24 protein-coding genes are annotated in these 25,991 nt (G+C 67.2%); 4 read left to right on the plus strand and 20 right to left on the minus strand.

Annotated elements, in window-relative coordinates:
• Positions 1–76: 76 nt before the first annotated feature.
• Complete coding sequence (locus ABQZ09_RS09720) at positions 77–877, plus strand: SDR family NAD(P)-dependent oxidoreductase (protein ID WP_349776765.1); 801 nt, start codon at positions 77–79, stop codon at positions 875–877.
• Positions 878–1,083: 206 nt separating this feature from the next.
• Here the strand turns inward: ABQZ09_RS09720 and ABQZ09_RS09725 are convergent, their stop codons facing one another.
• From ABQZ09_RS09725 to trpB, 10 genes are all read right to left on the minus strand, one after another.
• Positions 1,084–1,512 carry a group I truncated hemoglobin gene (locus ABQZ09_RS09725; RefSeq protein ID WP_047693174.1) on the minus strand — a complete coding sequence of 143 codons (429 nt, stop codon included), beginning with the start codon at positions 1,510–1,512 and terminating at the stop codon, positions 1,084–1,086.
• A complete protein-coding gene (locus tag ABQZ09_RS09730; RefSeq protein WP_349776766.1) occupies positions 1,512–2,384 on the minus strand; it encodes a DUF3034 family protein in 873 nt (290 codons plus the stop codon). The genes ABQZ09_RS09725 and ABQZ09_RS09730 overlap by 1 nt, the downstream gene beginning before the upstream one ends.
• Positions 2,381–4,756, minus strand: a complete 2,376-nt coding sequence (locus tag ABQZ09_RS09735; RefSeq protein WP_349776767.1) for a putative bifunctional diguanylate cyclase/phosphodiesterase — start codon at positions 4,754–4,756, stop codon at positions 2,381–2,383. The genes ABQZ09_RS09730 and ABQZ09_RS09735 overlap by 4 nt, the downstream gene beginning before the upstream one ends.
• On the minus strand, positions 4,753–5,436 hold the full coding sequence (locus ABQZ09_RS09740; RefSeq protein ID WP_184555094.1) for a methylamine utilization protein: 684 nt from the start codon (positions 5,434–5,436) through the stop codon (positions 4,753–4,755). The genes ABQZ09_RS09735 and ABQZ09_RS09740 overlap by 4 nt, the downstream gene beginning before the upstream one ends.
• A gap of 250 nt (positions 5,437–5,686) precedes the next feature.
• The gene (locus ABQZ09_RS09745; protein ID WP_184555097.1) at positions 5,687–6,625 is read right to left on the minus strand and encodes an isopenicillin N synthase family dioxygenase; all 939 of its coding nucleotides are present in this window, start codon (positions 6,623–6,625) and stop codon (positions 5,687–5,689) included.
• A gap of 123 nt (positions 6,626–6,748) precedes the next feature.
• A complete protein-coding gene (gene glmM, locus ABQZ09_RS09750) occupies positions 6,749–8,098 on the minus strand; it encodes a phosphoglucosamine mutase (RefSeq protein ID WP_184555100.1) in 1,350 nt (449 codons plus the stop codon).
• Complete coding sequence (gene accD / locus ABQZ09_RS09755; protein WP_039563622.1) at positions 8,095–8,982, minus strand: acetyl-CoA carboxylase, carboxyltransferase subunit beta; 888 nt, start codon at positions 8,980–8,982, stop codon at positions 8,095–8,097. Before accD ends, glmM begins: the two co-directional genes overlap by 4 nt.
• 487 nt (positions 8,983–9,469) lie before the next feature.
• Complete coding sequence (gene trpA / locus ABQZ09_RS09760) at positions 9,470–10,288, minus strand: tryptophan synthase subunit alpha (RefSeq protein WP_179454116.1); 819 nt, start codon at positions 10,286–10,288, stop codon at positions 9,470–9,472.
• Complete coding sequence (locus ABQZ09_RS09765; RefSeq protein ID WP_166745099.1) at positions 10,285–10,752, minus strand: hypothetical protein; 468 nt, start codon at positions 10,750–10,752, stop codon at positions 10,285–10,287. Before ABQZ09_RS09765 ends, trpA begins: the two co-directional genes overlap by 4 nt.
• A 47-nt stretch (positions 10,753–10,799) precedes the next feature.
• Positions 10,800–12,017 carry a tryptophan synthase subunit beta gene (trpB, locus tag ABQZ09_RS09770; RefSeq protein ID WP_349776768.1) on the minus strand — a complete coding sequence of 406 codons (1,218 nt, stop codon included), beginning with the start codon at positions 12,015–12,017 and terminating at the stop codon, positions 10,800–10,802.
• 107 nt (positions 12,018–12,124) lie between these two features.
• On the opposite strand from trpB, the gene ABQZ09_RS09775 reads away from it, so the two are divergent.
• A complete protein-coding gene (locus ABQZ09_RS09775; RefSeq protein ID WP_349776769.1) occupies positions 12,125–13,051 on the plus strand; it encodes a LysR family transcriptional regulator in 927 nt (308 codons plus the stop codon).
• Between the two features lie 350 nt (positions 13,052–13,401).
• Here the strand turns inward: ABQZ09_RS09775 and ABQZ09_RS09780 are convergent, their stop codons facing one another.
• The 9 genes from ABQZ09_RS09780 to prmB form a co-directional block, all read right to left on the minus strand.
• On the minus strand, positions 13,402–14,070 hold the full coding sequence (locus tag ABQZ09_RS09780; protein ID WP_184555109.1) for a phosphoribosylanthranilate isomerase: 669 nt from the start codon (positions 14,068–14,070) through the stop codon (positions 13,402–13,404).
• Positions 14,067–14,840 (minus strand): tRNA pseudouridine(38-40) synthase TruA, encoded by a 774-nt coding sequence (gene truA / locus ABQZ09_RS09785; RefSeq protein ID WP_039406190.1) that lies wholly within the window; start codon positions 14,838–14,840, stop codon positions 14,067–14,069. The genes ABQZ09_RS09780 and truA overlap by 4 nt, the downstream gene beginning before the upstream one ends.
• 179 nt (positions 14,841–15,019) lie before the next feature.
• Entirely contained in the window at positions 15,020–15,412 is a 393-nt protein-coding gene (locus tag ABQZ09_RS09790) for a VOC family protein (RefSeq protein ID WP_349776770.1), read from the minus strand.
• Positions 15,409–17,409: a motility hub landmark protein FimV gene (locus ABQZ09_RS09795; protein WP_503018847.1), complete on the minus strand. Its 2,001-nt coding sequence runs from the start codon at positions 17,407–17,409 to the stop codon at positions 15,409–15,411. The genes ABQZ09_RS09790 and ABQZ09_RS09795 overlap by 4 nt, the downstream gene beginning before the upstream one ends.
• Positions 17,410–17,685: 276 nt before the next feature.
• On the minus strand, positions 17,686–18,711 hold the full coding sequence (locus ABQZ09_RS09800) for an aspartate-semialdehyde dehydrogenase (RefSeq protein WP_039566622.1): 1,026 nt from the start codon (positions 18,709–18,711) through the stop codon (positions 17,686–17,688).
• 83 nt (positions 18,712–18,794) lie between these two features.
• Entirely contained in the window at positions 18,795–19,868 is a 1,074-nt protein-coding gene (locus tag ABQZ09_RS09805; RefSeq protein ID WP_349776771.1) for a 2-hydroxyacid dehydrogenase, read from the minus strand.
• Positions 19,861–20,964 (minus strand): chorismate synthase, encoded by a 1,104-nt coding sequence (gene aroC, locus ABQZ09_RS09810; RefSeq protein ID WP_349776772.1) that lies wholly within the window; start codon positions 20,962–20,964, stop codon positions 19,861–19,863. Before aroC ends, ABQZ09_RS09805 begins: the two co-directional genes overlap by 8 nt.
• Positions 20,954–21,442, minus strand: coding sequence for a hypothetical protein (locus ABQZ09_RS09815; protein WP_184555125.1), 489 nt, complete (start codon positions 21,440–21,442; stop codon positions 20,954–20,956). Before ABQZ09_RS09815 ends, aroC begins: the two co-directional genes overlap by 11 nt.
• Positions 21,432–22,358, minus strand: coding sequence for a 50S ribosomal protein L3 N(5)-glutamine methyltransferase (gene prmB, locus ABQZ09_RS09820; RefSeq protein ID WP_228314029.1), 927 nt, complete (start codon positions 22,356–22,358; stop codon positions 21,432–21,434). Before prmB ends, ABQZ09_RS09815 begins: the two co-directional genes overlap by 11 nt.
• Before the next feature lie 80 nt (positions 22,359–22,438).
• Here prmB and ABQZ09_RS09825 point away from each other — a divergent pair, with 80 nt between their 5' ends.
• Entirely contained in the window at positions 22,439–23,089 is a 651-nt protein-coding gene (locus ABQZ09_RS09825; RefSeq protein ID WP_349776773.1) for an SCO family protein, read from the plus strand.
• On the plus strand, positions 23,086–23,928 hold the full coding sequence (gene asd, locus ABQZ09_RS09830; protein WP_349776774.1) for an archaetidylserine decarboxylase: 843 nt from the start codon (positions 23,086–23,088) through the stop codon (positions 23,926–23,928). Before ABQZ09_RS09825 ends, asd begins: the two co-directional genes overlap by 4 nt.
• Before the next feature lie 393 nt (positions 23,929–24,321).
• Here asd and ABQZ09_RS09835 read toward each other — a convergent pair whose 3' ends face one another.
• Entirely contained in the window at positions 24,322–25,905 is a 1,584-nt protein-coding gene (locus ABQZ09_RS09835; protein WP_039406173.1) for a transglycosylase SLT domain-containing protein, read from the minus strand.
• Positions 25,906–25,991 lie beyond the last annotated feature (86 nt).

Genomic DNA, 25,991 nt, shown 5'->3' on the forward strand with positions numbered 1-25,991 from the left:
ATAGCCCATGGCCTGTCGGCAACCGGCACACTTCTGTCCGCTGCATGTCCCATCCCTCCCCCACCAGGAACCCGTCATGTCCGTTTCGCCTGTCTTTGCGCTGATCACCGGCGCCTCCAGCGGCATCGGCCGCGAGATTGCGCGGGCCTATGCCCGGCGCGGGGTGCCGTTGATCCTGACCGCGCGGCGGGTGGACCGGCTGCAGGCGCTGGCGGATGAATTGCGCAGCGCAGTGCGGGTGGAAGTGCTGCCGGCCGATCTGGCCGACCCTGCTGCGGCAGAGGCACTGGCGACGCAAATCCAGCGCAACGGCTGGACGGTGGGCACCCTAGTCAACAACGCCGGCTACGGTGTGCCGGGCCGCTACCTGCACAACGACTGGACCACGCATGCGCGCTTTCTGCAGGTGATGGTGGGCGCAGTGTGCGAACTGACCTGGCGGCTGTTGCCGATGATTCGTGCCAGCGGCCAGGGCCGCATTCTCAACGTCGCCTCGTTCGCGGCACTGACACCCAGTGCCGATGGGCAGACGCTATACGCGGCCAGCAAGAGTTTCATGCTGCGCTTCAGCGAATCGCTGGCGCTGGAAAACGCCGATTGCGGCGTCAAGGTCTGCGCCCTGTGCCCCGGCTTTGCATGGTCGGAATTCCACGATGTCACCGGCACGCGCGAGGCGATGTCCACCCTACCCGGCTGGGCCTGGCTGCAGGCCGATGACGTGGCCGAGTACGGCATCCAGGCATTGGAGCGCGGCCAGGTGCTGGCGGTGCCGGGCTGGCGCTATCGGCTGGTCCATGCTGTCCTGCGCCTGCTGCCGCATGCGCTTGCCCTGCGGCTGATGGCACGCGGCTCGCACCGGGTGCGGCCGCTGGAGTGAGGCGGCTATGGACGGTCGGCGAAAGGCATCGCATCTGTGCAGGTGCCCGCGTGCCGAGCTTCGACGCGCAACGGCTGGGCAATGCGCGATGACCGCGCAAGCGCGCAGTTGATGAACATGCAAGCGCTCGAACACGGGCCTATCGCATGCCGCAGCGCCCCCGACTCATGCACGTCCGACGAACGACGGCAGGACACCCATCGCTCTCAGCGATTGACGATCTCGCCATGCATGGCTGCCAGCCGCGCGAGCAGGCGATTTTGCGTGCGGCGCGGGATCTTTTGCTGATCCATCGCCCAGTTCAGGTCTTCGACCAGTGCGTTAAAGTCGCCTTCGCGGATGGCCAGGTGCGCGTGCGCCTGCTGCATCGACTTGGCCGTGTCCGGGCAGGGGCCGTCGGCGACGTGGCAGAACTTTTGCACCAGGCGTGCATTGAGCATGACGATGTTGACGCGGGCGAACTTGTCGACGATGCGCTGGTCGTCGGCGATACGCGAGAGCATGGTTTCCACCAGCGCTTCGATGCCGGCTTGCCCGCCGAGCTCGTCGTAGAGCGTCTGGCGCGGTTGCGTGCTGGCGCAGGCGCTGGTCAGGCCCAGCACGCACAGCAGGCACCAGCGCAGCCATAGGTTCATCAGAACGCCACCTGCAAAGAGAGATAAGGACCACGCTGGTCGGCCAGCGTGGCGACATTGCCCAGATCGGCCCAGGCGGCAGTCAGCGAAACGTGCTTGCCGGGGAACCAGGCGACGAACACATCCGCCCACGCCTGCTCGCGCGCGAAGCGCAGATTATTCGGTTTGTCGCGATATTCCATGCCCACCGCCCAGGATGGCGACAGCACGACGGCGGCGCTGGCCTCGGGCACCAGACGATAGCCGTTACGCCGGTCGCCGCCGAAGCCGAGCAGGCCGGTCTGGTTGGCGCGGGTGGCGCGCACCGTGCCGTTGAGCAGCAGCTGGTACCCGCCAGCGCCCTGCAGCAACAAGCGGCTTGCACTGAGATAGACGTCCGTGCCGTGATCGTCGCGCGCACCGATCGCCAAGGGCAAGGTCCCGTCGCGCAAGCGCTTGTACTGCACACCCAGGCTGACTTGCGGTGCATGCCCGTAGACAAGGTCGCCGGCCAATCGCACCTTGGCACCGAACACGTCCTGGCCGAGCGCATTCCACGGCAAGCCGAGCCGGTCCTGCAGCGTGCCCAGATCCAGACGCTGGCGCGCAAGCGACAGCTCCAGCCGATTACCGACCGTAAGCGCCGCGCCCTGCACGTCGAGGCGGTAATCGCCGCTGTCCACATGCGTGGCAAACAGCACGGCGCCCAACTCATCGCGCGTGCCGTAACCCGACAACGTGGCCCACGGCACGATGCCGCCACCACTGCTGCCTTCGATCATCGACACGCCACCGGTGGCGAGCAGGCGCCCATCGCCAGCCATTGCCTTCAATGGCGCGAACGCACAGGCAACAACCGTCACGATGAGGGCGACACGCAGACACGCGCTCATCGCTGCATGCCTGCATGGGCTGCCGAGGGCATGCCCAGTTGGCGCATGCACCACGCCACCAGTGGGGCCTCTTCCAGTGGTGGCGCGTACAGGTAGCCCTGCACCATGTCGCAGCCATAGCCGCGTAGCAGGCCCAGGGCCGTCGTGTTTTCGACGCCTTCGGCGATCACGCTCAGGCCGAGGTTGTGGCCCAGATCGATCGTGCTGCGCACGATGAATGCATCGTCGGAGCCTTCGGCCAGCTGCATCACGAAGCTCTTGTCGATCTTCAATTCGTTCACCGGCATGCGCTTGAGTTGGGCCAACGAGGAATAGCCGGTGCCGAAGTCGTCGATGGACAGACGCACGCCCACGCCACGCAGCTGATGCAGCATGTGCAGCGCAGATTCGACATCGCGCATCAGCGCGCTTTCGGTCAACTCCAACGTGACCGACTGCGCCGGCACGGCGTGCTGCTCCAGCCGCGCACGCACGTAGTCGGGCAGACCCGGATCGGACAGATCCAGGGCCGACAGGTTGATCGCCATGCCCAGCTCCAGGCCTTGCGCGCGCCAGTGCGCCTGGCAGCACAGTGCCTCGTCCAGCACGAAGCGGGTCAACGGGTGGATCACGCCGGAATGCTCGGCCAGCGGAATGAATTCGTCCGGGCCGATCGGGCCCAGCGTCGGGTGATGCCAGCGCACCAGCACTTCGACCTGTTCGACACGGTCGGTCCGCAGGCAGATCTTGGGCTGGAAGCGCAAGGTCAACTCGTTGCCGCCGATGGCCTGGCGCAGATCGCCGGTGAGCCGCAGCCGGCGCAGATGCTGCTCGTCCTGGCCCATGCGGTAGACGCTGGCGCCGATGGCGCCGATGGTGGTCACATCGCCCACCTGGCGCCGTGCGATATCGGCGCGACGCAGCAAGGTGTCCGGGTCGGCGCCATGCTCGGGAATCAGCGCGATGCCGATGCTGGCTTCGAGCTGGATGCGTGCCTGCGGCAAGGCCAGCGGGCGGCGCAATTGCAGCAGCAGCCGTTGTGCGTCCAGCTGCACGCTGTTCGCATCGGCCTGCGCCACCACCACCATGAACTCGTCGCTACCCAGGCGCCCGACCAGGTTGGGCGCGTGCACTACATCGGCAAGCCGCCGCCCGGCCTCGACCAGCACTTGGTCGGCAAAATCATGGCCCAGGCTGTCGTTGAGCTCCTTGAAACGCTCCAGATCCAGGATCAGCACGGCCGCGGTGCCACCGGAAGCGACGGTGTGTTCGACCACCTCCTTCAACCGCTCCAGCAGCCACAAACGATTAGGCAAGCCGGTGAGTGCGTCGTGCCGCGCCTGATGCAGGATGTGCTGCTCACGGCTGGCGATCTGCTGCTGCATCCGCCCGAAGCTGTCGGCCAGCTCGGCCAGCTCGCGGCCCGGCGGCACGTCCACTGCCGTCTGGTAATCGCCACGCTGGATGCGCCGCGCGGCCTGCACCAATTGCGCCACCGGCTTGCTGACACTACGCGCCAGAAAGATTGCCACGCCCAAGGCCGCAGCCGTGGCCAGACCGGCCAGCAACAGGATGCGCAACTTGAGAATGCGATACGGCGCGATCGCCCGGTCCAGCGACGCCTGCAAGGCGACCCGCACATGGCTGTCGCCCTGAATCGGTTGCAGCTTGACCAGGTAGCGCGCCTGGCCCAGCGTCAGCGCAATCGCTGTTGCCTGGGTGCGCTCGGCGGTGGGCAACTGCTGCGCAAATTCGGCACGCGCCGCCGGCTCCAACGTCGACGCGAGCACGTGCACAGGCGGGCCGTCGGTAAAGAACGTGGCATCCAACCCGGTGGTCGTGCGGAAATCCTGGGCCAGGCCCTCGCCGGATTCGTTGCCGATCGCAATCCAGCCGACGCGACTCGGCGCCAGCACCTGGACCACGGCCAGCCGCACGATCTGCCGATTCAGTGCAACCACCCCCACCGCACGACCATCGCGCTGCGCCTGCTGCAACAGGGCCTGTACCGCGCGCAATTGCTCGGCCTGGGGCAGATCGGCCAGGCCGGTCAAAAATTCGCCATCCGGCGAGAGCAGCACCGCAGTCTGCGCGGACATGCGCGCGGCATGATTGCGTAGCGCCGACTGCATGGTGGGCACATCGCCGCTGGCCACCGCAGCACGAAAGCCGAAATCATCGGCCAGCACCGAGGCCGATTGCAGCAGTTGTTCGTCGCGGCGCAGGTTGATGCGCTGCCAGACGCGCTCGCCGATCTGCAGTTCTTCGCCCAGCTGCGCCTTGACGCTGCGATCGGTTGCCAGCTGCACCGCAATGAAGGTCAGTGCCTGGGTGGCGAGCACAACCAGCACCAGCAGCACCGCGATGCGGGTATGCAGTCGCATCGCCCTCATGGATGGGTCTTCTTCGGCTCGGCGCGGCGAAATTTGTCCTGCAACGCGCGGACGCGCGCATCCGGTGGCGCCACCACCGGTGCCGCGCCCGTGGTCTGTAAGGTGATGCGGCGCTGCACCGGGTCGCGTGCGACGACCAGCGGCTCGGTCACGGCAGCGCCCCTGATGCGTGGATGCCACACGCGCAGCGTGTAGTTGCCGGCGGGCGCGTCGAGCTGCACGCGCCCGTCGCTGCCGGTCTTGCCGAAATACGGGGTCTCCAGCACCACGATATAGCCCAGCATCCAGTCGTGGATGTTGCAGCCCACCGTCACCAGACCGGCCTGATCGAAGCGCACCGGCGCGGCCGTGGTGCCCTGGAACAGCGGCAGTTCAAAGCGTTTGGCCGGCGAGAACGAATACACCTGATGGCGGATCTGATCGTTGTTCGGAAACCGCACCGACGTGCCGGTGCGCACAGCCAACACCGCAGGCACGAACTGCGAATTGACCTGGTCCATCTCCATGGTCTTGCCGGCACTGGCCGCAGCGGGCCGCGGCAACTCCAGGCTGACCACCGCATCGACCAGGACGCCGTTTGCATCGGCCACCGCCACGCTCACCGGCGCTGCTGCCAGCGGCGCTGCCACGCCGCAGAGCGCAAGCAAGCCCACCGCCCCCATGTGTTTGATCCCCTGCATCCGCATGCGCCCCCTGACCGTGCAATCGCCAGCGGGCGCCAGGCGAGTCCGACGTCGCGCTAGCGATCAGACTGGATTATCGGCGCGGGTGAACGCAAGCTTTAACCAGACGCGAGCACAATTTTATGAACAGAACTGTGGTCGCTGTCATGGCCAATGTTGCGAGCGCGACTACGGGCTGTGCGCGCTGCCTGCCGCCCACGTGCGGCGCGGCCATTGCCACGCACAGCACCAGCGACGACGACACTGCTTACTTCAGCTTGATCTCGCGCAGACGCTCTTCCAGGAAGCCGTGTGCTGTGATCGGCTCGGGATACCGGCTCGGGTTGTCGGCACTGATGCACGAGGGCAACACGTCGATCAGGAAATCCGGGTTGGGGTGCAGGAAGAACGGCACCGAATAGCGCGGCTTGCGCGCGGCCTCACCGGGCGGATTGACCACGCGATGGATCGTGGATGGATACACGTGGTTGGTCAGGCGCTGCAGCATGTCGCCGATGTTGACCACGATGGTGTCGGCGTCGGCGGTGAACGGCACCCACTCGCCATCGTTGGAACGTACTTCCAGCCCGGCGGCACTGGCACCAACCAGCAAGGTGATGAAGTTGATGTCGCCATGCGCGCCGGCGCGCACGTTCGGGATGTCGTCGCTGGTGATCGGCGGGTAGTGGATCGGCCGCAGGATCGAATTGCCGTTGTTGGTCTTGTCGACGAAATAGTCCTGCGGCAGACCGATATGCAGTGCCAGCGCGGAGAGCACGCGCGAGCCGAGTTGATCCAGCTGCTGGTACAGCTGATAGCCACGCTCACGGAACTCCGGCACTTCCTCCGGCCACAGGTTCGGCGGCATCACCGCGCGATACGGCGAATCGTCCGGAATCTCGCGACCGATATGCCAGAACTCCTTCAGGTCGAAGTGCTTGGAATCCTTGGCGGTTTCCACACCGAAGGCGGTATAGCCGCGTGCGCCGCCGCTGCCCGGCACGTGATAGCGCCGCTTCACCTCCTCGGGCAAGGCGAAAAACGCCTTGAAGACCTCGTAGGCGGCATCGATGTCGGCCTGGGCGATGCCGTGATTGCGGATGCCGGCAAAGCCCCACTGCCGATAGGCTGCGCCGAGTTCGGCGACGAAGGCGTCGCGGTCGCTGTCGAAGCGGGTGATGTCCAGGGTGGGGATGCGGGCGCTCATACGGGTGTCTGCAATGGAAGTATGAAAAGGTCGAGAGAGCCTGCGGCTCAGATCAGCAGGCGATACAACAGGTAGAACGTCGCGGCCTTGGCCACGATCACGCAGACGCCAATGATCAGCGACTCACGCCGCGTCACGCACCGCACCTGAGAGTCGGTCGAGCGTGTCCTGCATCAGGCCGGCGTCGTCGGCTTCCACGGTCACGCGCACCACCGGCTCGGTACCGGACGGACGCAGGAATGCACGCCCCCGGCCCTGCACGGCCGCCTGCGCCTGCTGCAGCGCCTGCTGCACGCTCGCCGCCTCGACGATGGCGTTTGCCGCGCCGCCACCCAGCCGCACGTTGACCGTCTTTTGCGGCACCTTGGTCAGGTCGCGCAAGGCCTCGCGCAGGCTGTGACCATCGCGGATGAGGGCTTCGAGCACCTGCAGCGCACTGACGATGCCGTCGCCGGTGCTCGCGCGGTCCAGGCACAGCAGATGGCCGGAGGTTTCTCCGCCCAGCGTGCCGCCGCCTTCGACCAGCGCCTGATGCACATAGCGGTCACCCACCTTGGCGCGCTGGAACGGGATGCGCAGCGCCGCCAGCGCCGGCTCCAGCCCGTAATTGGTCATCAAGGTGCCGACCACGGTGCCGGTGAGCCGGCCGCTGGCCTGCCAGGAGCGCGCAAGCACATACAGCAGGTCGTCGCCATCGACCGGGTTGCCCTGGTCGTCGGCCATCAGCACGCGGTCGCCGTCGCCGTCGAAGGCAATCCCCAGCTGCGCCCCGCTCTCGCGCACCTTGGCGGCGAGATTGTCGATATGCGTGGAGCCGACGCCGTCGTTGATGTTGAGCCCGTCCGGCGCGGCACCGATCACCACCACCTCGGCGCCCAGCTCGCGAAACAGCATCGGGGCGATGTGATAAGTGGCGCCATGCGCGCAGTCCAGCACCATCTTCAGGCCCTGCAGGGTGAAGCCGCGCGCCACGCTGGCCTTGCAGAACTCGATGTAACGACCGATCGCATCGCGGGTGCGGATCGCCTTGCCCAGGCGCTCGGATTCCACGGTATGGAACGGTTCTTCGAGTGCGGCTTCGATGGCCGCCTCGGTCGCATCGTCGAGCTTTTCGCCTTCGGCAGAGAAGAACTTGATGCCGTTGTCGTAATGGGGATTGTGCGAGGCGCTGATCACCACGCCGGCATCGGCACGCAAGGTGCTGGTCAGAAACGCGATAGCCGGCGTCGGCATCGGGCCGATCATCTGCACATCGGCACCTGCCGCCACCAGGCCGGCTTCCAGCGCCGCTTCGAACATGTAGCCGGAAATGCGCGTGTCCTTGCCGATCAACACCAGCGGCCGCTTGCTGCGGCCCTGCGTCAGCACGCGCCCGAGCGCATTGCCCAGACGCAGCACGAAATCGGCCGAGATCGCGCCCTGCCCGACCCGACCGCGAATGCCGTCGGTGCCGAAATATTTGCGGGCGCTCATGCGACGTCGGCGTCCTGCGGACGCGGCTGACGCATCATCATCGCGCTAAGCTCGGCAATGCGGTCACGCATCTGGCGGCGGTCGCAGATCTGGTCGATGGCGCCGTGGTCGAGCAGGAACTCCGAACGCTGGAAGCCTTCCGGCAGCGTCTCGCGCACGGTCTGCTCGATCACGCGCGGGCCGGCGAAACCGATCAGCGCATGCGGCTCGGCGATGTTGATGTCGCCCAGCATCGCGAACGACGCCGACACGCCACCGGTGGTGGGATGGGTCAGCACCGAGATGTACGGCAGGCCGGCTTCGCGCAGGCGCCCGAGTGCCGCGGAGGTCTTGGCCATCTGCATCAGCGAGAACAGGCCTTCCTGCATGCGCGCACCGCCGCTGGCGGAGAAGCACACGAACGGGCAGCCCACTTCCAGCGCTACTTCGGCAGCGCGTGCAAAACGCTCGCCGACCACCGAGCCCATCGAGCCGCCCATGAAGGCGAAGTCGAAGGCGGCGGCGACCAGCGGGTTGCCCTTGAGCGTGCCGCGCATGGCGATCAGCGCGTCGTATTCGCCGCTGGCCTTCTGGCTGGCCTTGATGCGCTCACCGTAGCGCTTCTGGTCCTTGAACTTGAGCACGTCGACCGGGCCGAGTTGGGCGGCGATCTCGGTAGTTGCAGTTTCCGGGTCGAACAGCGAGTTCAGACGCGCGCGCGCGCGGATCGCCATGTGATGGTCGCACTTCGGGCACACCTCGAGATTTTCTTCGAGTTCCGGGCCGTACAGTGCGCTACCGCAGTTGCTGCACTTTTCCCACAGCCCCTCGGGGACGCTGCGCTTCTTGGCCGGGGTGTTCTCGGTGCGGATGCCGGAGGGCATCAATTTGCTGAGCCAGCTCATGCGTGTATGACAATCCATGCAGGGCGGCCTGGCGGGCCGCAGAGGGGCGACAGTCTAACGCAGCGCCCCAGGGTGGTGCAGCGCGCGCCGGACATGGCGGGTTGCCGTCGTGGCGGAGCGTTATGGCACAGCGATGTGGTGCAGGCTGTTGGGCGATGTGCAGCAGGTTGGCGTGCTGTGGCGCGCTTTGGTGCAGGCTGTCGGGCGATGTGCAGCAGGTTGGCTTGCTGTGGCGCGCTGTTTGTCGCGTTGCCCTCAACACCTTCGCTAAGCACGGCGCGGCTTCGCCCGCACCCTCACCCCAACCCCTCTCCCGCAGGAGAGGGGCTTTGATTCCTTCTCTCATCTGCTCTCCCGCAGGAGAGGGGCCTTGATTCCTCTCTCATCGGGACATCGTCCTTCTTCATGGGGGAGGAGGTGCCCTGCAGGGGCGGATGAGGGCACGGGCCCAGCCGCGCATCCAGGTGTGAGGGGCCTTGGCCTGGTCTCAGGGGTGATCCAGCGCCTGGCGTAACGGTGCCAGGAACGCCTCCGCGCGCTCGCGCGCACTGCGGACGTCGTCCGCGTCGGCCAGGGCAGCGACCAGGGCGCTGCCTACCACCACGCCGTCGGCATCCACGGCCATGGCCTTGGCGCTGGCAGCGTCCTTGATGCCGAAGCCGGCCACCACCGGCGCACCGGCACGTTGCCGCAGCTGGCGCAGGCGGTCGCTGGCGGCATGGGTGTCGAGCAGGTTGGAGGCACCGGTGACGCCAGCGAAGCTGACGTAGTACAGGTAGCCCTGCGCCGTGCTGCACAACATGTCCAGGCGCTGCTCGCTGGTGGTCGGCGATGCCAGCGCAATCAGTGCCAGCCCGACCTCGCTGAAGATGTGGCGGGTTTCGTCCGCCTCTTCCGGCGGCAGGTCGACCAGCAACAGACCGTCGACGCCCGCCGCGACGGCGGCTTCGGCGAACCGGCGCGTGCCGTGGATCTCGATCGGGTTGAGGTAGCCCATCAACACCACCGGGGTGGTGGCATCTTCGCGACGGAACTCGTGCACCGCTTCCAGCACATAGGCCAGGCCGGCGCCGCGTGCCAGCGCGCGTTCGGAGCTGCGCTGGATGGTGGGGCCGTCGGCCATGGGGTCGGAGAACGGCACGCCCAGCTCGATGACGTCGGCACCGGCGCGCACCAGCGCGTGCATCACCGGGACGGTGGCTTCCAGCGATGGGTCGCCGGCGGTGATGAAGGGGATCAATGCCTTGCGGCCGGTCTGACGCAAGGCATCAAAACGCATAGCGATACGGCCTAGCGCGCGGCTCATGCGCAGCCCTCCACCAGTTGCACGGCGTCCCAGCTTCCCCAGTACATCGATGTCACAGTGCCTTCTCCGGTTTCGTAGCGAACGGCGAACTCGCCTTGCGGGTCGCGCCAAGTCAGATAAAGATCGGTCCCGCCGTCCCTGCCATATTTATGGGGCTGGACGCTGTAGCCCGCTGGCAGACGCGCACGTGCGGCGGCTTCGCTGTCGCCGACACGGATGCCGAACGGGCCCACCGGACCGGCGTCGCTGATGTCGAAGCGGACGACGCGGTCGTCTTCCACCATCATCGCAACTCCATCAGGCAACAGACCGGCCTGCACATAGTCGCAGTGTCCGATCGGGCCGGCGTTGAGCGGCGTCCAGGCCGCCTGTGGCGCCAGCTCGCTGAATCGCTGACCGACCCGCACCGCGCCGCTGCGATCCAGCGCGGAGCCCGCGACCGCGGCCACCGCCAGGGTAGACATGCACAGCAGCGCGATACCGCCGCCCCACTGCTGCAGCCGGGCTGCCCTCACAACACCAGACCCTCGCGCGCGGCGATGGTGTGCACGTCCTTGTCGCCACGCCCGGACAGGTTGCACAACACCAGCGCATCCTTGGGCAGCTCGCGCGCCAGCTTGATCGACTGCGCCACCGCATGGCTGGACTCCAGCGCCGCCAGAATGCCCTCGGTGTGCGCCAGCAGGTGGAAGGCGGCCATCGCCTCGTCGTCGGTGATGCCCTGATACACCGCACGGCCGCTGTCGGACAGGAACGAATGCTCCGGACCCACACCGGGGTAATCCAGGCCGGCGGAGATCGAGTGGGTTTCGGTGATCTGGCCGTCATCGTCGCAGATCACGTAGGTGCGGTTGCCGTGCAGCACGCCGGGGCGCCCGGCGGCGATCGATGCCGCGTGGCGGCCGGTAGCGATGCCGTCGCCGGCCGCTTCGGCGCCATAGATCTTGACGCCGGGGTCGTTGAGGAAGGCATGGAACAGGCCGATCGCATTACTGCCGCCGCCCACGCAGGCGCTGATCGCATCCGGCAGCCGGCCGTAGTCCTGCAGCATCTGCTCGCGCGCTTCGCGGCCGACGATGGCATTGAAGTCGCGCACCATGCGCGGATACGGGTCGGGGCCAGCAACGGTACCGATGATGTAGAAGGTATCGCGCACGTTGGTCACCCAGTCGCGCATCGCTTCGTTGAGCGCGTCCTTGAGCGTGGCCGAGCCGGAGGTCACGGGAATCACCGTCGCGCCCAGCAGCTTCATGCGGTAGACGTTGATCTTCTGTCGCTCGATATCGGTAGCGCCCATGTAGACCACGCATTCCAGGCCCAGGCGCGCTGCGACCGTGGCGCTGGCCACGCCATGCTGGCCGGCGCCGGTCTCGGCGATGATGCGGGTCTTGCCCATGCGGCTGGCCAGCAGCGCCTGGCCGATGGTGTTGTTGATCTTGTGCGCGCCGGTGTGGTTCAGGTCTTCGCGCTTGAGCAGGATCTGTGCCCCGCCCACTTCGCGACTGAGCCGCTCGGCGTGATAGATCGGGCTGGGCCGGCCGACGTAATGCTTGAGGTCCTTGTCGTATTCGGCGATGAAGCTCGGATCCTGACGCGCCTGGTCATAGGCAGCGGACAGCTCCTGCAATGGACCGATCAGGGTCTCGGCGACGAAGCGGCCGCCGAACTCGCCGAAATGGCCGGCAGCATCCGGATAGGCGTAAAAGTCACTGATGGGCTGGGCCGACATGGGAATCCTCTGCAACGGTGCGGTCATACGCGAGGCCGTCACTCTACCCCAGCCCGGGGCGGCGATAAATCGATAAGATTGCTGCAACCTGTGACCTGGACTCACACATGAGCAGCCTACTCCCACCGCTGGCGGCCTTGCGCGCCTTCGAAGCCGCCGCGCGCCTGCAGAGCGTCAGCCGCGCGGCGCAGGAGCTGCACGTGACCCATGGCGCCATCAGCCGCCACGTCCGTGCGCTGGAACACGCCCTGGGTGCGGCCCTGTTTGTCCGCCAGGGCCGCGGCCTGGTATTGACCACTGCCGGCGCGCGCTTGCGCGATGCCACCGGAGAAGGGTTCGCCCTGATTGCCGACACCTGGGCCGGTCTGCGACGCCCGGCCACCGAGGCGCCATTGGTGCTGGGCTGCTCCGGCAGCCTGCTTGCCCGCTGGGTCATCCCGCGCCTGGGCCGGTTGCAACACGACCTTCCGGACATGCGCCTGCACCTGTCGGCCAACGAACAACCGCCCGGCGCGGATCTGGATGGCCTGGACGCGGCCTTGTTGCTGGACACCCCACCCTGGCCCGGCAACTGGCAGGTGCACGACCTGGGCGTGGAATGGATCGGGCCGGTGCTCAGCCCGCACCTTGCCTCGTCCTTGCGGCTCGCTGGCAACCACCCGGCCGCCCTGCTCGATCACGCCGTGCTGCACACCCGTTCGCGCCCACAGGCATGGCCGGAATGGGCCCAGGCCCACGACCTGGCGCCCGACGCGTTACGGCTGGGAACCGAGTTCGAACATCTGGTCTATCTGCTGGAGGCGGCCGCCGCGGGCCTGGGCATCGCGATCGCCCCGCAGGCCCTGGTCGCGGCCGATCTGGCAGCCGGGCGCCTGCTGGCGCCCTGGGGATTTACCGCCACCCGCGGCCGTTGGGTGCTATGCGCCGCAAAGCGCAACCCGGACCCACGCATCGCCCAGCTGGCGCATTGGCTAGGCAGCGCCCTGGCAAACGATCAGCACACCTCGCCGGCCATGCATGCCGCAGCCACCTGAGCCGCATCGCGGGCGGCCGTCGCACGACCGCAGCGCCAGCACGGCTGATTACGACCATGCACCGACGACACGATTACCAGGCGCAAGACCATGCACCGATGTCGCTACCAAGAAGGTGCGAAACGAGACGTCTGAGCTTCGCAAGCGACGGCATGCAGTCACTAACTGAATCGTTCTAGCGGTAGGCCCCACCTCGGCGCAGCCGGCACACCAACAACGCGGGGCGCGCAGCTGCCGACGAATCGAAGTCAGAAACCTGCCAGCGCGCAAACAGGTAGGTCTGCCCATCAACCAATCGCCTCAACCCACCGCTGTTACGAATCCCGAATCCCGACTCCCGAATCCCGCCCTCACCCCATTTCGTGACAATCGGCGCGGCGCACCTCTTCGACAAACTTGCGCATCTTGTGGCCATCCTTGATGCCGGGCGCAAGTTCCACACCACTGGAGACATCCACGCCCCAGGGCAGCGTCGCGACGATCGCGTCGAACACATTGTCGGCGGTGATGCCGCCGGCAAGAAGAAATGGGCGATGCAAGCCGGTGGGGAGTCGCGACCAGTCGAAGGTCTTGCCGGTGCCGCCGCCAGCGCCAGGCGCATGGCTATCGAACAGGAAGCCGGCCGTATTGGGATAGGCCAGCTGCAGCGTGCGTGCATTGGCGTCTTCGCCGTTCACGCCGGTGCTGCCCATCGGCACGGCCTTCAGATACGGCAGGTTGAAACTGCGGCAGAACGCGTCGTCTTCCTCGCCGTGGAACTGCAGCAGGGTCGGGCGCACGGTGCGGACCACCTCACGCACTTCTTCCTTGGAATTGTTGCGGAACAGGGCCACCACATCGACCATCGGCGCGGTGGCCTGGCGCATGGCGCGCGCCTCGGCCGGCGCCACGCGGCGCGGGCTGCCGTGGGCAAAGATGAAACCTACCGCGTCCACACCCAGCTCCCCGGCCAGTCGGATGTCACCGGCGCGGGTCATGCCACAGAACTTGATACGGGTGCGGTACAGCGATCGATTCATTGGGTCACCTCGGCGGGCAGAAGCCACTCTGCAGGATACAGAGGCCCGATAAACACCAGACCTTGTGGCGGCGCTGTCGGCCCGGCAACCGTGCGGTCGCGCCCGGCGAGCAACGTCGCGATCCAGTCGGCCGGCTGTTCGCCGGTTCCGACCAACATCAGCGAGCCCACGATATTCCGCACCATGTGATGAAGGAATGCATTGGCCTGCACCTGTACCTCCACCACGTCACCGATGCGCTGCACGCTGATTGCCTGCAGGTTGCGACGCGCATGCAAGGCCTGGCATTGCACGCTGCGAAACGCGCTGAAGTCGTTTTCGCCCAGCAAGGCCTGGGCAGCAGCATGCATGGCCTGGGCATCGAGCGGCCGACGTTCCCAGCTCAGCGTCTGCCGATACAGTGCCGGGCGGATCTGACGATTCAGCAGGCGGTAGCGATACCGCCGGGCGCGCGCGGAAAAGCGCGCATGGAAGTCGTCGGCAACGGGCACGCACCAGCGCACCGCAATCGAAGCCGGCAGCCGCGCCGTGGTGCCCAGCATCCAGCCACGCGGCTGACGTCGCGCATCGCTGTCGAAGTGCACCACCTGGCATTCGCCATGCACGCCGGCGTCGGTTCGCCCTGCGCAGACCACCTGGATCGGGGCATCGGCCACCGACGACAGCGCCGTCTGCAGGCTGGCCTGCACGCTCGGCCCGCCATGCTCGCCCAGTTGCTGCCAGCCCTGAAACTCGCTGCCGTCATATTCCACGCCCAGCGCGTAACGCATCGGCACCTGCCCTATGAATGAATCGATGAAACCGAACGCCGGTCATGCCGACGCCGCCATCGCAGGCAGGTGCCAGCACAGCCCCGCTATGCGGAGAAGGTGAAGTGTACGAGCAGCGTTGTCCGATAGCATCGGCCGATGGCGAGCCGCGGTAGCACGCGGCTCACACAGGCGCGCGGTCAGTCGGTTGACGCGATCGTGCGCTCGGACCACACGGCCAGCGTGGTGCCGCCGGGCTCGCGGAAGTGGAACCGACTGCCACCCGGAAAGCCGAAGACCGGCTTGACGATCTCGCCGCCGGCGGCGCGCACCCGATCGAGCATCGGCGCCAGGTCGTCGGCATACAGCACGACCAAGGGGCCGCCTTCTGCCGGAGCAGGCGTGCCGGCGCGGTAGAAGCCGCCATCCAGGCGGCCGTCGCTGAAGGCCAGGTAATCCGGCCCGTAGGCCTGGAACTGCCAGCCGAACACGGTTTCGAAGAAGGCCCGGCTGGCGTCGGGATCGGTGGATGCGAACTCCACGTAGTCGATCCGTCGCTCGCGTACCGCAAGGCTGTCCATGGCCGGGCTCATGCCAGGCGTTCCAGCAGCTCGGCGGCTTCGGCGCGGGTGGCATCATCGCCGGTGGCCGCGACTTCCAGCAGCAGGCCACGCGCCGTGTCCTTGTCGCCCAGGTCCATGTACGCCACCGCCAGTTCCAGGCGATCACGGCCTGCGGAGGCAACTTCCCTGCGGCCCACCGCGCCGGGTGCAGCCGCTGCCAGCGGAGTCGCAGGAGCCGGAACGACATCCTGGGCCGCGCGGTTGACGTCGAAGCCGTCCTGGACGCCATCGTGCGCAGCCGACGCTGCCGCCGATGGTGCGCCGAGGTCGGGCGCGCGCTCCGCGTGCACGGGCTGGACAGGCTCGGCCTGATCAGGCGCCTGCGACGCGTCAGACGGGAACGGGGAATCGGCGGCCTGGAACGCGGCTATCGGTGGCGACGTTGCCGCCCGGGTGGCGCGCAGCGAACGCCACTCGTCGCTGTTGACCACCGGCGGCGCAGCGGCTGGCTCGGACAGCAGCGGCTCGCGCCGCAGCACCTCCGACAACGGCGGCTGCACGTCATGGGTGCGCTCGTCTTCGCGCAGGTCGACTTGTTCGAATTCGGTTTCGTGCACCACATCGCGCTCGCTCGGCTCGATGGCGTGCACGTCGTCCTGCGGCTCGCCGCCATCGGCCGGCGCGACCGGTGGCACAAAGTCGAACTGGCGCCGCGGCAACGGCGGCAACGGCGAAGGCTTGCGGCGGCGCGCGGCCAGCCACGCGACAACCGCGGCCACGATCAGCACCAGCCCACCGATCAGCCACAGCGGGAAGCCACCACCTTGCGGTGCTGCCTGCGGCGCCTCGGCAAGACGCTTCTGCGCGGCGGCCAGGTCGGTGTCCTTCATCGCGATCAAGGCTTGCTGCTGCTGCTTGAGCTTTTCCAGATCGGCCACGCGTGAGCGCAGGTCCTGCAATTCCGCATCGCGGGTGGCGATGTCTTCCTTGGCCTGTTGCAACTGTTGGTTGGCCGCCATCTCGCCCTCGCCTTCGGCACTGGTGCCGGACGTGGCGCCGGCGGTGTTGGTCTGACTCGCCACTGCCGGGGCGATTTCGAGCCGCGCGCCGGCACCGGGCGCGGTGGACGCGGCCGCCGCAGCCGGGGCTGTCGCTGCCGCGGCACCGGCATCGGCCGGTTGCGGAATGGCCGACCGCGCCTGACGCCACTGGGCAGCCTGCTCGCGCACCATCACGGTGGCTTCGGCCGCACCGACCTGCGCCAGTGCGTCTTCCTGCGGGGTGCGCAGCACTGCGCCCTGCTTCAGTCGATTGATGTTGCCGTTGACGAAGGCATCGGGATTGGTGCGTAGCAACGCCAGCATGGTCTGGTCCAGCGAATGCCCGCTGGAACGTGCCAGGCGCGCCGCGATCTCCGACAAGGTCTGGCCCGAGCGCACGGCCGGCAGCGCATCGCCGGTCTGCGACGCCGCGGCGTTGGCCGGGGCGGGCCGTGAGGGCGCCGCTGCGGCGTTGGGGGCGCCCTGCGCAGCGCGTTCGACCGCCGCCTGCGCAGCCGCCGGCTCACGGGCGATGGTATTGCTGGCGCCGGCGCGCGGCGCTTCGATGGCGGGCTCGGCGATCGCGGCAGCGGTGTTGGGCGCATCGACCAGGGCGGCGTACTCGCGTACCAGCCGGCCCTGGCCCCACTCCACTTCGATCAGGAAGTTGATCGCCGGTTGGTCCACCGGCTGACTGCTGGTCACCCGGATCACCGCCCGCCCGCGCGCATCCTGCGCGAACTGGAACTGCAGACTGCTGACCAGACCCTGCGGCCGCTCCAGTCCGACGCGCGCGAAGGTGGTTGCCGACGCCAGTGCCACGCGGGCGTTGTCGAGCTCGCCCGGCTCGTTGGAGATGACCGGAATTTCGGCCACCAACGGCTGCCCGGGCTTGGACAGCACCCGGATATCGCCAAGCCCCAATGCCATGGCTGCGCCACTGCAGGCCATCAGCAGCAACGCACCCAACCCGTGTATCGGACGCATCGCGCCCCTGCCCCTATGTTTCATGGGCATCAATATAGCCGCTGAATGAGTAAAAAGTCGCCGCCGCCGCCGTGCGACACCCACGCGAACGGCATGTTGTCGACAGGACCGACCAGGATGTGCCCTGCATAGGAGCGCGGCGTGGAGCCGGCGGCGCAACTCCGACGCCGACCGGCATTGCGCGCATGCCGGCGCAGGGGCGCGCCTGAGCGCGATGAGGCGTTATCGGTAACGTCCGTCGCGCTCGGGCGCGCTCCTACGGGTGGACCGGCTGGCTCAGCCTTCCTGGGCGACCAGTTCGGCCAGCTGCACCGCGTTGAGCGCAGCGCCCTTGCGGATGTTGTCGGAGACGATCCACAGGTTCAGGCCACGCGGGTGCGAGAAGTCTTCGCGGATGCGACCGACGAACACCGCGTCCTTGCCGGAGGCATGCGTCACCGGGGTCGGGTAGCCGCCCGGCTTGCGCTCGTCCACCACTTCCACGCCCGGCGATGCAGCCAGCAGGGCACGCGCCTGCTCGACGGTGATCTTGTCGCGGGTTTCGATCGCCACCGCTTCGGAGTGGCCGTAGAACACCGGCACGCGCACTGCCGTCGGGTTCACCTGGATGCTGTCGTCGCCGAGGATCTTGCGGGTCTCCCAGACCAGCTTCATCTCTTCCTTGGTGTAGCCGTTGTCCTGGAAGTCGTCGATGTGCGGGATCAGGTTGAAGGCAATCTGCACCGGAAAGCGCTGCGGGTCGATGTCCTGGAAGCTCAGCAGCTCGCTGGTCTGCTTGCCCAGTTCTTCCATCGCCGATCGCCCGCCGCCGGACACCGACTGGTAGGTCGCCACATTGATGCGCTCGATGCCGTAGGCGCGGTGGATCGGGCCCAGCGCCACCAGCATCTGCATGGTCGAGCAATTGGGGTTGGCGACGATGCCGCGCGGGCGCTGCTTGAGTGCTTCCGGGTTCACTTCGGAGACCACTAGCGGCACGTCGTCGTCGTAGCGGAACGCGGAGGAATTATCGATCACCACCGCACCGGCGGCGGCAAACTTGGGGCCGTACTCCTTGGACACGCTGCCGCCTGCGGAGAACAGGGCGATGTCCACTCCGGTCGGGTCGAACTCGGCCAGGTCCAGCACATCGACCTTGCCGCCGTTGAATTCCACCTGCCCGCCGGCCGAACGCGACGAAGCCAGCGCGTACAGGGTGGCAACCGGGAAATTACGCTCGGCCAGGATGCTCAGCATGGTCTCGCCGACAGCGCCGGTGGCGCCCACGACCGCGACGTTGAAACGACGGTTTTCGTTGCTCATGAGTTTGTCTTTATCGAAAAGGGGAAAGAGGAAGCACTGCGCGCTGGGTTCGGGGAACCTCCAAAGCTGGCCGCGGAGGTTCCCTATCGTTTGGTCGAAATCGTGCCGGTGACGCCGGTCTTTTTCGCGTCCACACCGATGCCGCCCTGTTGGGCAGCGGCAACCGCATCGGCATTGAGCGCGCTCGGCGGATGGCCGGCATTGGGGCCTTTGCCCAGGGCCGCGATCAGGTTGTCCACCGCCAGTTGCACCATGGCGCGGCGCGTGGCCAGGCTGGCGCTGCCGATATGCGGGGTGAGCACCACGTTGCGCAGCGCGAGCAGTTCCGGGCGCACGCGCGGCTCGCCTTCGTAGACATCCAGGCCGGCACCGGCCAGGCGCCCGTTGGCCAGCGCATCGGCCAGCGCCAGCTCATCGACGATGCCACCGCGAGCGATATTCACCAGCGTGGCGGTAGGGCGCATCTTGCCCAGCGCCGCCGCATCGATGATGTGGTGCGACTCCTTGGTATACGGCAGCACCAGCAGCAGGTGATCGGACTGCGCCAGCAACGTCTCGAAATCGACGTACTGCGCGCCCAGCGCCTGTTCGGTGTCGGCCGGCAGCTGGCTGCGGTTGTGATACAGCACACGCATGCCAAAGCCGTATGCGCCACGCCGTGCGATGCCCTGCCCGATCCGGCCCATGCCCAGGATGCCGAGCGTGCTGCCGTGGATATCGGCGCCGAGCATGGTCTTGAACGACCACTGCCCCCACTGCCCGTCACGCAGCCAGCGCTCGGCTTCGGTGATGCGACGCGCGGTGGCCATCAGCAACGCGAAGCCGAGATCGGCGGTGGTTTCGGTGAGCACATCGGGCGTATTGCTGGCCAGGATGCCGGCCGCACTCAGCGCCTCGATGTCGAGATTGTTGTAGCCCACGCCGACATTGGCGATGGCGCGCAGCTGCGGCGCCGCCGCGATTTCGGCCGCGCCGATGCGCTCGTTGAGGGTGATCAGGGCACCGTCCAGCGATGCCAGTTGCGCGGCCAGCTCGGCCGGCGAATACGCGCTGACGTGCTCGGTGGTGGTCAGCTCGAAATGCTCACCCAGCTGCGCGACGACATCGTCGAACAGCGGCTGGCTGACCCACACCTTGGCGCGCCGCGTATCAGACATCGACCTGACCGGGAATGCGGGGCGACACCTCGCCGACATCGCCGCATTGGGCGCGATGACGCAGCGCCTGGTCCATCAACACCAGCGCCATCATCGCCTCGGCAATCGGGGTGGCGCGGATGCCCACGCATGGGTCGTGCCGCCCGGTGGTGATCACATCGACCACGCCGCCCTCGGCATCCACCGTGGCGCCGGGCAGGCGCAAGCTGGAGGTGGGCTTGAGCACCATCGAGGCGGTGACCGCCTGGCCGGTGGAGATACCGCCCAGAATGCCACCGGCATGGTTGCTGAGAAAGCCTTCCGGGGTGATCAGGTCGCGGTGTTCGGTGCCCTTCTGCGCCGCGCTGGCGAAGCCGTCGCCGATCTCCACGCCCTTGACCGCATTGATGCTCATCAAGGCAGCCGCCAGTTCGGCATCGAGCTTGCCGTAGATCGGCTCGCCCCAGCCTGCCGGCACGCCGCCGGCCACCACGTCCACGCGCGCGCCGACCGAATCGCCGGACTTGCGCAGCGCATCCATGTAGCTTTCCAGCTCCGGCACCTGCGCGGCGTGCGGCCAGAAGAACGGGTTGTCTTCCACCGCATCCCAGTCGAAACCGGTTGGGCGGATTTCGCCCAGCTGCGAGAGAAATCCGCGCACCAGCACGCCGTAGCGCTGCTTGAGCCACTTCTTGGCGATGACGCCGGCGGCCACACGCATGGTGGTTTCGCGCGCCGACGAACGTCCGCCACCGCGCGGGTCGCGGATGCCGTACTTCTGCCAATAGGTGTAATCCGCATGGCCGGGACGGAACTGCTGGGCGATGTTGCTGTAGTCCTTGCTGCGCTGATCGGTGTTGCGGATCAGCAGCCCGATCGGCGTGCCGGTGGTGCGGCCTTCGTACACGCCGGACAGGATCTCGATCTCGTCGGCCTCGCGGCGCGCGGAGGTATGCCGGCTCTTGCCGGTGGCGCGCCGCTGCAGGTCGTGGGTGAATTCTTCCGGTGCGATTTCAAGGCCGGGCGGGCAGCCATCGACGACGCAGCCGATGGCCGGCCCGTGCGATTCGCCGAAGGTGGTGACGGTCAACAATCGGCCGAAACTGTTACTGCCCATGACGGCATCCTCTCAACATTGCGGCAGGCTGCAGCGCGCGCAACACGCGCGGCACATGCCGAGCCGCCACCAGCATCGGCGCCACGGCCGACACACCACTGACCACTACCAGAAACATTCCCGACTCGACACGGCCACCGAGCACCCAGTCGGCCAGCAGATGCACCGCCACGCCGATCCCTCCGAGCAAGCCGAGTGCCACGACCGCCGTACGCCGGCGATGCGTGCGCAAGGTCGCATCCGAACTGGCCACCACGATCCAGGCCGACACCAGGCCGAAAAACGCCGTCAAGCCAAACCCGATCTCCGCCGCAGCGCTCGACCAGCGCTGCAGTGCCGGGCCGCCGTACATCGGGTTGAACAAACGAAACACCACGTCGAGCAACCCCAGCGGAATGCACATACCGAAGAGGGATACCGGCACCAACAGCATGAGATCGCTCAGCTGCGGGCGGGATGCGGGCGGCTCAGCGCGCACCGGCCAACTCGGCGATGCGCGCGTTGTGTGCGATCAGTTCGCGGCATTCCACCGCGAAGATGCCCATCTGCCCGACCTTGAATTCCACCCAGGCCAGATCCAGTTCCGGCAGCAGCTTGATCAGGTGCTGCTCGGACTCGCCCACTTCGCAGATCAGCAGACCGTCTTCGCTCAGGTGCTGCGGCGCATCGCGCAGGATCTTCAGCACCAGATCCAGGCCATCGTCGCCCGCACGCAGGCCGAGTTCGGGCTCGTAGGAATACTCCTGCGGCAGCGCATCGGTTTCGTCGTTGGTGACGTACGGCGGGTTGGTGACGATCAGGTCGTACCGACGCCCGGCCAGGCCAGTGAACAGATCCGACTTGAGCAGGGTGACGTTGTCGGCATGCAGGCGCGCCTTGTTGTCGGCGGCCAGTGCCAGCGCGTCGTCGCTGATGTCCACGCCATCCACATCCCAGTGCGGGTTGTAGTGGCCCATGGCAATGGCGATGCAGCCCGAGCCGGTGCACAGGTCCAGCGCGCGGGTCACTTCGCGGCCGCCCAGCCAGGGCTCGAAACCGGCTTCGATGAGCTCGGCGATCGGCGAACGCGGCACCAGCGCACGCGCGTCGCTCTTGAAACTCAGGCCGGCGAACCAGGCTTCACCGGTCAGGTACGCCGCCGGGACGCGCTCGGTGATGCGACGCTCGAACAGGCCGAGCACCCGCTCTTTTTCCTCGCGCAGCAGACGCGCCTGGCCGTAGGCCGGGCCCAGGTCGTGCGGCAGATGCAGGCTGTGCAGCACCAGCTGGGTGGCTTCGTCCAGCGCGTTGTCGTAGCTGTGGCCGAAGGTCAGACCGGCTGCATTGAAACGGCTGGTACCGTAGCGGATCAGGTCGATGATGGTGTGCAGTTCGTCGGCCGCGGCGGCAGTCATGGCAACAACTAAAGAGGAATCGGCCCCCGATTATAGAGGTCGGATCGGTATCATGAGCGTCCGTTGCACTGGAAACCGCCATGTTCAATCGCAATACCGGCATCGTGCTGCTGGTGGCGCTGGCCGCCGGCCTGGGGCTCTTGCTGGGGCAGAAGTTCTTCGGCGGCGCGCCCGGCTCGCCCTGGCCACCCACCCAGACCATCACCTTTTACCCGCAGCCGCGCCCGCTGCCGCAGTTCAGCCTGCGCCAGTCCGACGGCACCCAGCTGGTGCCAGGTGAACTGAAGGGGCATTGGACGCTGGTGTTTCTGGGCTTCACCTTCTGCCCGGATGTGTGCCCGACCACGCTGACCGATCTGGCGGTGGCGCAGCAGCAGTGGGAAAGCATTCCCGATGGCCTGCGCCCGCGCGTGCTGTTCGTCTCGGTGGACCCGCAGCGTGACCCGCCCGCGGGGCTGGGCGAATACGCGCACGCCTTCCACAAGGACACCCTGGCTGCCACGGCGGACGTGCCGGCACTGGAGCGTTTTGCCACGGGACTGGGCTTCGTGTTCCAGAAGGTGCCGGGCAAGGGCTTCGAGCAGAATCCCAACGACTACAGCATGGATCATTCGGCCGGCATCGCCGTGCTCGACCCGCAGGGCCGCCTGGCCGGCCTGATCCGTCCCCCGCTCGATCCCAAGGCGATTGCCGCCGACCTCCAACAGCTGACCAAGGTAACCGCCCCGTGAGTTTCGTCACTTCCCTGACCTACGTGCTGCCTCACCGGTTGCTGTCGTCCATGGCGCGCGCGCTGGCCTACTCGCAGACGCCGTCCACCAAGCAGTGGTTGATCGACACGGTGACGCGCAAATTCGGCGTGGACCTGAGCGAAGCGCAGGAGCCTGACCCGCGCGCCTACCCCACCTTCAACGCGTTTTTTACCCGCGCCTTGAAGCCCGGCGCGCGCGTGCCGGATGCCGACCCGGCCGCGTTGCTGATGCCGGCCGACGGCCGCATCAGCCAGCTCGGTCCGATCGAGAACGGCCGCATTTTCCAGGCCAAGGGGCAGTCGTTCACCGCCGCCGAGTTGCTTGGCGACGAAGCGGCCGCAGTGCCGTTCACCAACGGCCTGTTCGCCACCGTGTACCTGTCGCCCAAGGACTATCACCGCGTACATATGCCGTGGACCGGCACCCTGCGCGAAACCGTGCACGTGCCCGGCCGGCTGTTCAGCGTGGGCCCGGACGCGGTGCGCAATGTGCCGCGCCTGTTCGCGCGCAACGAGCGCCTGGTGTGCCACTTCGACACCGACTTTGGCCCGATGGCGTCGGTGATGGTGGGCGCGCTGCTGGTCTCCGGCGTGGAGACGGTCTGGAGCGGCGTGGAGATTCCGCGCTATGGCGACCGCATCACCCGCAAGGATTACCGCGGCAACGGCATCGTGCTGGAACGGTTTGCGGAGATGGCCCGCTTCAACTACGGCTCGACCGTGATCGTGCTGCTGCCGCCGGGTGTGGCCACGCTCGATGGTGCACTTGCTGCCGAGACATCGGTGCGGCTGGGGCAAGCGCTTGCGCGTCGCCAGTGAATTGCAATGACACCGTCTCAGGAGCAGACCTGGTCGCGGCGATGCGTCGCTCCTACGCGCGCCGTTTTGCCCAGCCCAGATAACGCAACACACTGCGCACAACAGGACTACCTGGACGGCTTCGTCGCGGCCAGGTCCGCTCCTACGGCAAGCAGCCTTGTCGTGCGCTCGCCGCCATCGTAGGAGCGGACCTGGCCGCGACGAGACATTCCCGACAAGGCGTCGCACACCCGCGCGCCGTTTGCCAAACCTTCGATTGAAAACACGCTGCCCAGACCCGGGCTAACGGAGCGGCGTTCGCGCGGCCTGGCCTGCTCCCACGCCAGCGGGTTCAGGCCGATGCGCACCGCCGTCTAAAGGGTGCGGCCATCAGCACGGCACCACGCGCGCAAGTCAGCGGTCGCAGCCCGCCAGCTTAATGCTCTGCCCCGGCTTGAGCGCATACGCCGGGGCCTTCAGGCCGTTGGCCTTGGCCAGCTCCTTGATCTCGCACCGGTACTTGTTCGCGACGCGGCCGAGCGTGTCGCCCTTGGCGATGGTGTAGCTGCGCGCCTGCCTGGCCTTGGGCTTGGCGACCGCCGGCTGGCCGGTGGCCACGGTGGTCGGCACGCCGGCCATCGGGCTCACGTCGCCGACCGCCACGCTTGGCACGTACTCGGGCGATGCGCTGCTGCGCACGATGGCGTTGTTGAGATCGGCCGTGATCAGGGTGCGTGCCAGGTCCGCACGCGGGCCGCTCACGCAGTAACGCGTGTACAGGCTGGCGATGCGATTGGTGGCGTTGATGACGGTGCCGGCCGGAATCCAGCCATCGGATTCGTAGCGCGGGTTGAGGTTGCGCAGCGCACGCATGTAGCCATCACGCGCGCCCATGCCCCCCAGGCAGATGGTGAGTTCGTAGATCGTGGTCGACTTGGCCAGCTTGAGCGTGGCCGGCTGCGCGTCGAGCTTGGGGAAGTCCACGCCGTACTGTCGCGGGTGCAGGAAGATCCACGCCGCCGCGATCACCATCGGCACGTAGTCCTTGGTTTCGGCCGGGAACTGGTTATAGACATCCTGTTCCCAGAAGCCGCGCCCGCCAAATTGCGAAAACACGCGTGCCGCGCGCCCTTCGCCACCGTTGTAGGCCGCCAGTGCCAGCTCGATGCTGCGATTGAGCCCGGCCATGCGCTCGTTGAGATAGGCGGCGCTGGCTTCGGCGGCGCTGCGTGCATCGAAGCGCGTGTCGAAGCCGGTGCCGTCCGGGCCCAGCCCGAAACGGCGCCCGGTGGCCGGCATGAACTGCATCAGTCCGGCCGCGCCGGCGCGCGAATTGGCGTGCACCTTGCCGTTGGATTCCTTGGCCATGATGCCGAACAGCAGCGCCTCCGGCAGCCCGCGCTTCTGCCATTCCGGCCACATCACCCCGCGCAGGTTGCTGTAGTTGTCGTAGCTGGTCATCAGCGCCGGGCGCATGTCGGTCAGCCAGCGCCGGATGCCGGCCTGCACCGCCGGGTTGTACTGGACCATCTTGTCGAACTCGTGGCGCTGGTCGTTGAGCAGCGTCGCCGCCCGCGCCGCCTCGGGCACGCCGTTGGAAGCCGGGCCGAGATGGTCGGGGTCGGCCTGCAGCAGGGTGTCGTCATCTTCCGGGTCTTCGGCAGCCGGCGCTTCGGCGTCGGCGCGCGCCTTGAGCAGGCGCTTGTAGGTGGCCAGTTGATTGGCGACCAGGCAACCGCGCTGCTTGATGCAGGCGTCGATGACGTCCTCCATGTCCTCCAGTGCAGCGTCGCCCTCGGCGGTGCCCTTCGGATCGGAGTTGTTCACCAGCACCAGCGCATCGCGGTAGCGCTTTTCGGCGGCGGCCATGCGCGCATCGAGCGCGGCGGCCTTCTCCGTGTCGCGTTTGGAGATCGCGTGGGCGGCGGGGACGACAGACATCAGCGCCACCACAGCCAGGACAGGCCATGGGCGCAAACCAAAATGAGCGAGCGGCATCGTAGGCAGTACAGCGGAAAGGCAGGCAGGGTAGCCGCCGGGGCGATACCGGGGCAAGGCGCGGCGGACGCCAGGGTCAGTGGCCC

It is taken from the genome of Xanthomonas sp. WHRI 6106, assembly GCF_040202405.1.
GTDB lineage: Bacteria > Pseudomonadota > Gammaproteobacteria > Xanthomonadales > Xanthomonadaceae > Xanthomonas > Xanthomonas cannabis.

Excerpts from the sequence above, each read along its gene's own strand:
- ABQZ09_RS09740 (WP_184555094.1), bottom strand. The coding sequence starts at position 5,436 with ATGCAGGGGATCAAACACATGGGGGCGGTGGGCTTGCTTGCGCTCTGC.
- ABQZ09_RS09775 (WP_349776769.1), top strand. The coding sequence starts at position 12,125 with ATGAGCAGCCTACTCCCACCGCTGGCGGCCTTGCGCGCCTTCGAAGCC.
- trpA (WP_179454116.1), bottom strand. The coding sequence starts at position 10,288 with ATGAGCCGCGCGCTAGGCCGTATCGCTATGCGTTTTGATGCCTTGCGT.
- trpB (WP_349776768.1), bottom strand. The coding sequence starts at position 12,017 with ATGTCGGCCCAGCCCATCAGTGACTTTTACGCCTATCCGGATGCTGCC.
- ABQZ09_RS09805 (WP_349776771.1), bottom strand. The coding sequence starts at position 19,868 with ATGTCTGATACGCGGCGCGCCAAGGTGTGGGTCAGCCAGCCGCTGTTC.
- truA (WP_039406190.1), bottom strand. The coding sequence starts at position 14,840 with ATGCGTTACGCGCTGGGCGTGGAATATGACGGCAGCGAGTTTCAGGGC.
- ABQZ09_RS09735 (WP_349776767.1), bottom strand. The coding sequence starts at position 4,756 with ATGAGGGCGATGCGACTGCATACCCGCATCGCGGTGCTGCTGGTGCTG.
- ABQZ09_RS09720 (WP_349776765.1), top strand. The coding sequence starts at position 77 with ATGTCCGTTTCGCCTGTCTTTGCGCTGATCACCGGCGCCTCCAGCGGC.
- glmM (WP_184555100.1), bottom strand. The coding sequence starts at position 8,098 with ATGAGCGCCCGCAAATATTTCGGCACCGACGGCATTCGCGGTCGGGTC.
- ABQZ09_RS09745 (WP_184555097.1), bottom strand. The coding sequence starts at position 6,625 with ATGAGCGCCCGCATCCCCACCCTGGACATCACCCGCTTCGACAGCGAC.
- ABQZ09_RS09730 (WP_349776766.1), bottom strand. The coding sequence starts at position 2,384 with ATGAGCGCGTGTCTGCGTGTCGCCCTCATCGTGACGGTTGTTGCCTGT.
- ABQZ09_RS09725 (WP_047693174.1), bottom strand. The coding sequence starts at position 1,512 with ATGAACCTATGGCTGCGCTGGTGCCTGCTGTGCGTGCTGGGCCTGACC.
- prmB (WP_228314029.1), bottom strand. The coding sequence starts at position 22,358 with ATGACTGCCGCCGCGGCCGACGAACTGCACACCATCATCGACCTGATC.
- aroC (WP_349776772.1), bottom strand. The coding sequence starts at position 20,964 with ATGGGCAGTAACAGTTTCGGCCGATTGTTGACCGTCACCACCTTCGGC.
- ABQZ09_RS09800 (WP_039566622.1), bottom strand. The coding sequence starts at position 18,711 with ATGAGCAACGAAAACCGTCGTTTCAACGTCGCGGTCGTGGGCGCCACC.
- ABQZ09_RS09825 (WP_349776773.1), top strand. The coding sequence starts at position 22,439 with ATGTTCAATCGCAATACCGGCATCGTGCTGCTGGTGGCGCTGGCCGCC.
- accD (WP_039563622.1), bottom strand. The coding sequence starts at position 8,982 with ATGAGCTGGCTCAGCAAATTGATGCCCTCCGGCATCCGCACCGAGAAC.
- ABQZ09_RS09795 (WP_503018847.1), bottom strand. The coding sequence starts at position 17,409 with ATGCGTCCGATACACGGGTTGGGTGCGTTGCTGCTGATGGCCTGCAGT.
- ABQZ09_RS09790 (WP_349776770.1), bottom strand. The coding sequence starts at position 15,412 with ATGAGCCCGGCCATGGACAGCCTTGCGGTACGCGAGCGACGGATCGAC.
- ABQZ09_RS09835 (WP_039406173.1), bottom strand. The coding sequence starts at position 25,905 with ATGCCGCTCGCTCATTTTGGTTTGCGCCCATGGCCTGTCCTGGCTGTG.
- ABQZ09_RS09780 (WP_184555109.1), bottom strand. The coding sequence starts at position 14,070 with ATGAATCGATCGCTGTACCGCACCCGTATCAAGTTCTGTGGCATGACC.
- ABQZ09_RS09765 (WP_166745099.1), bottom strand. The coding sequence starts at position 10,752 with ATGTCTACCCTGGCGGTGGCCGCGGTCGCGGGCTCCGCGCTGGATCGC.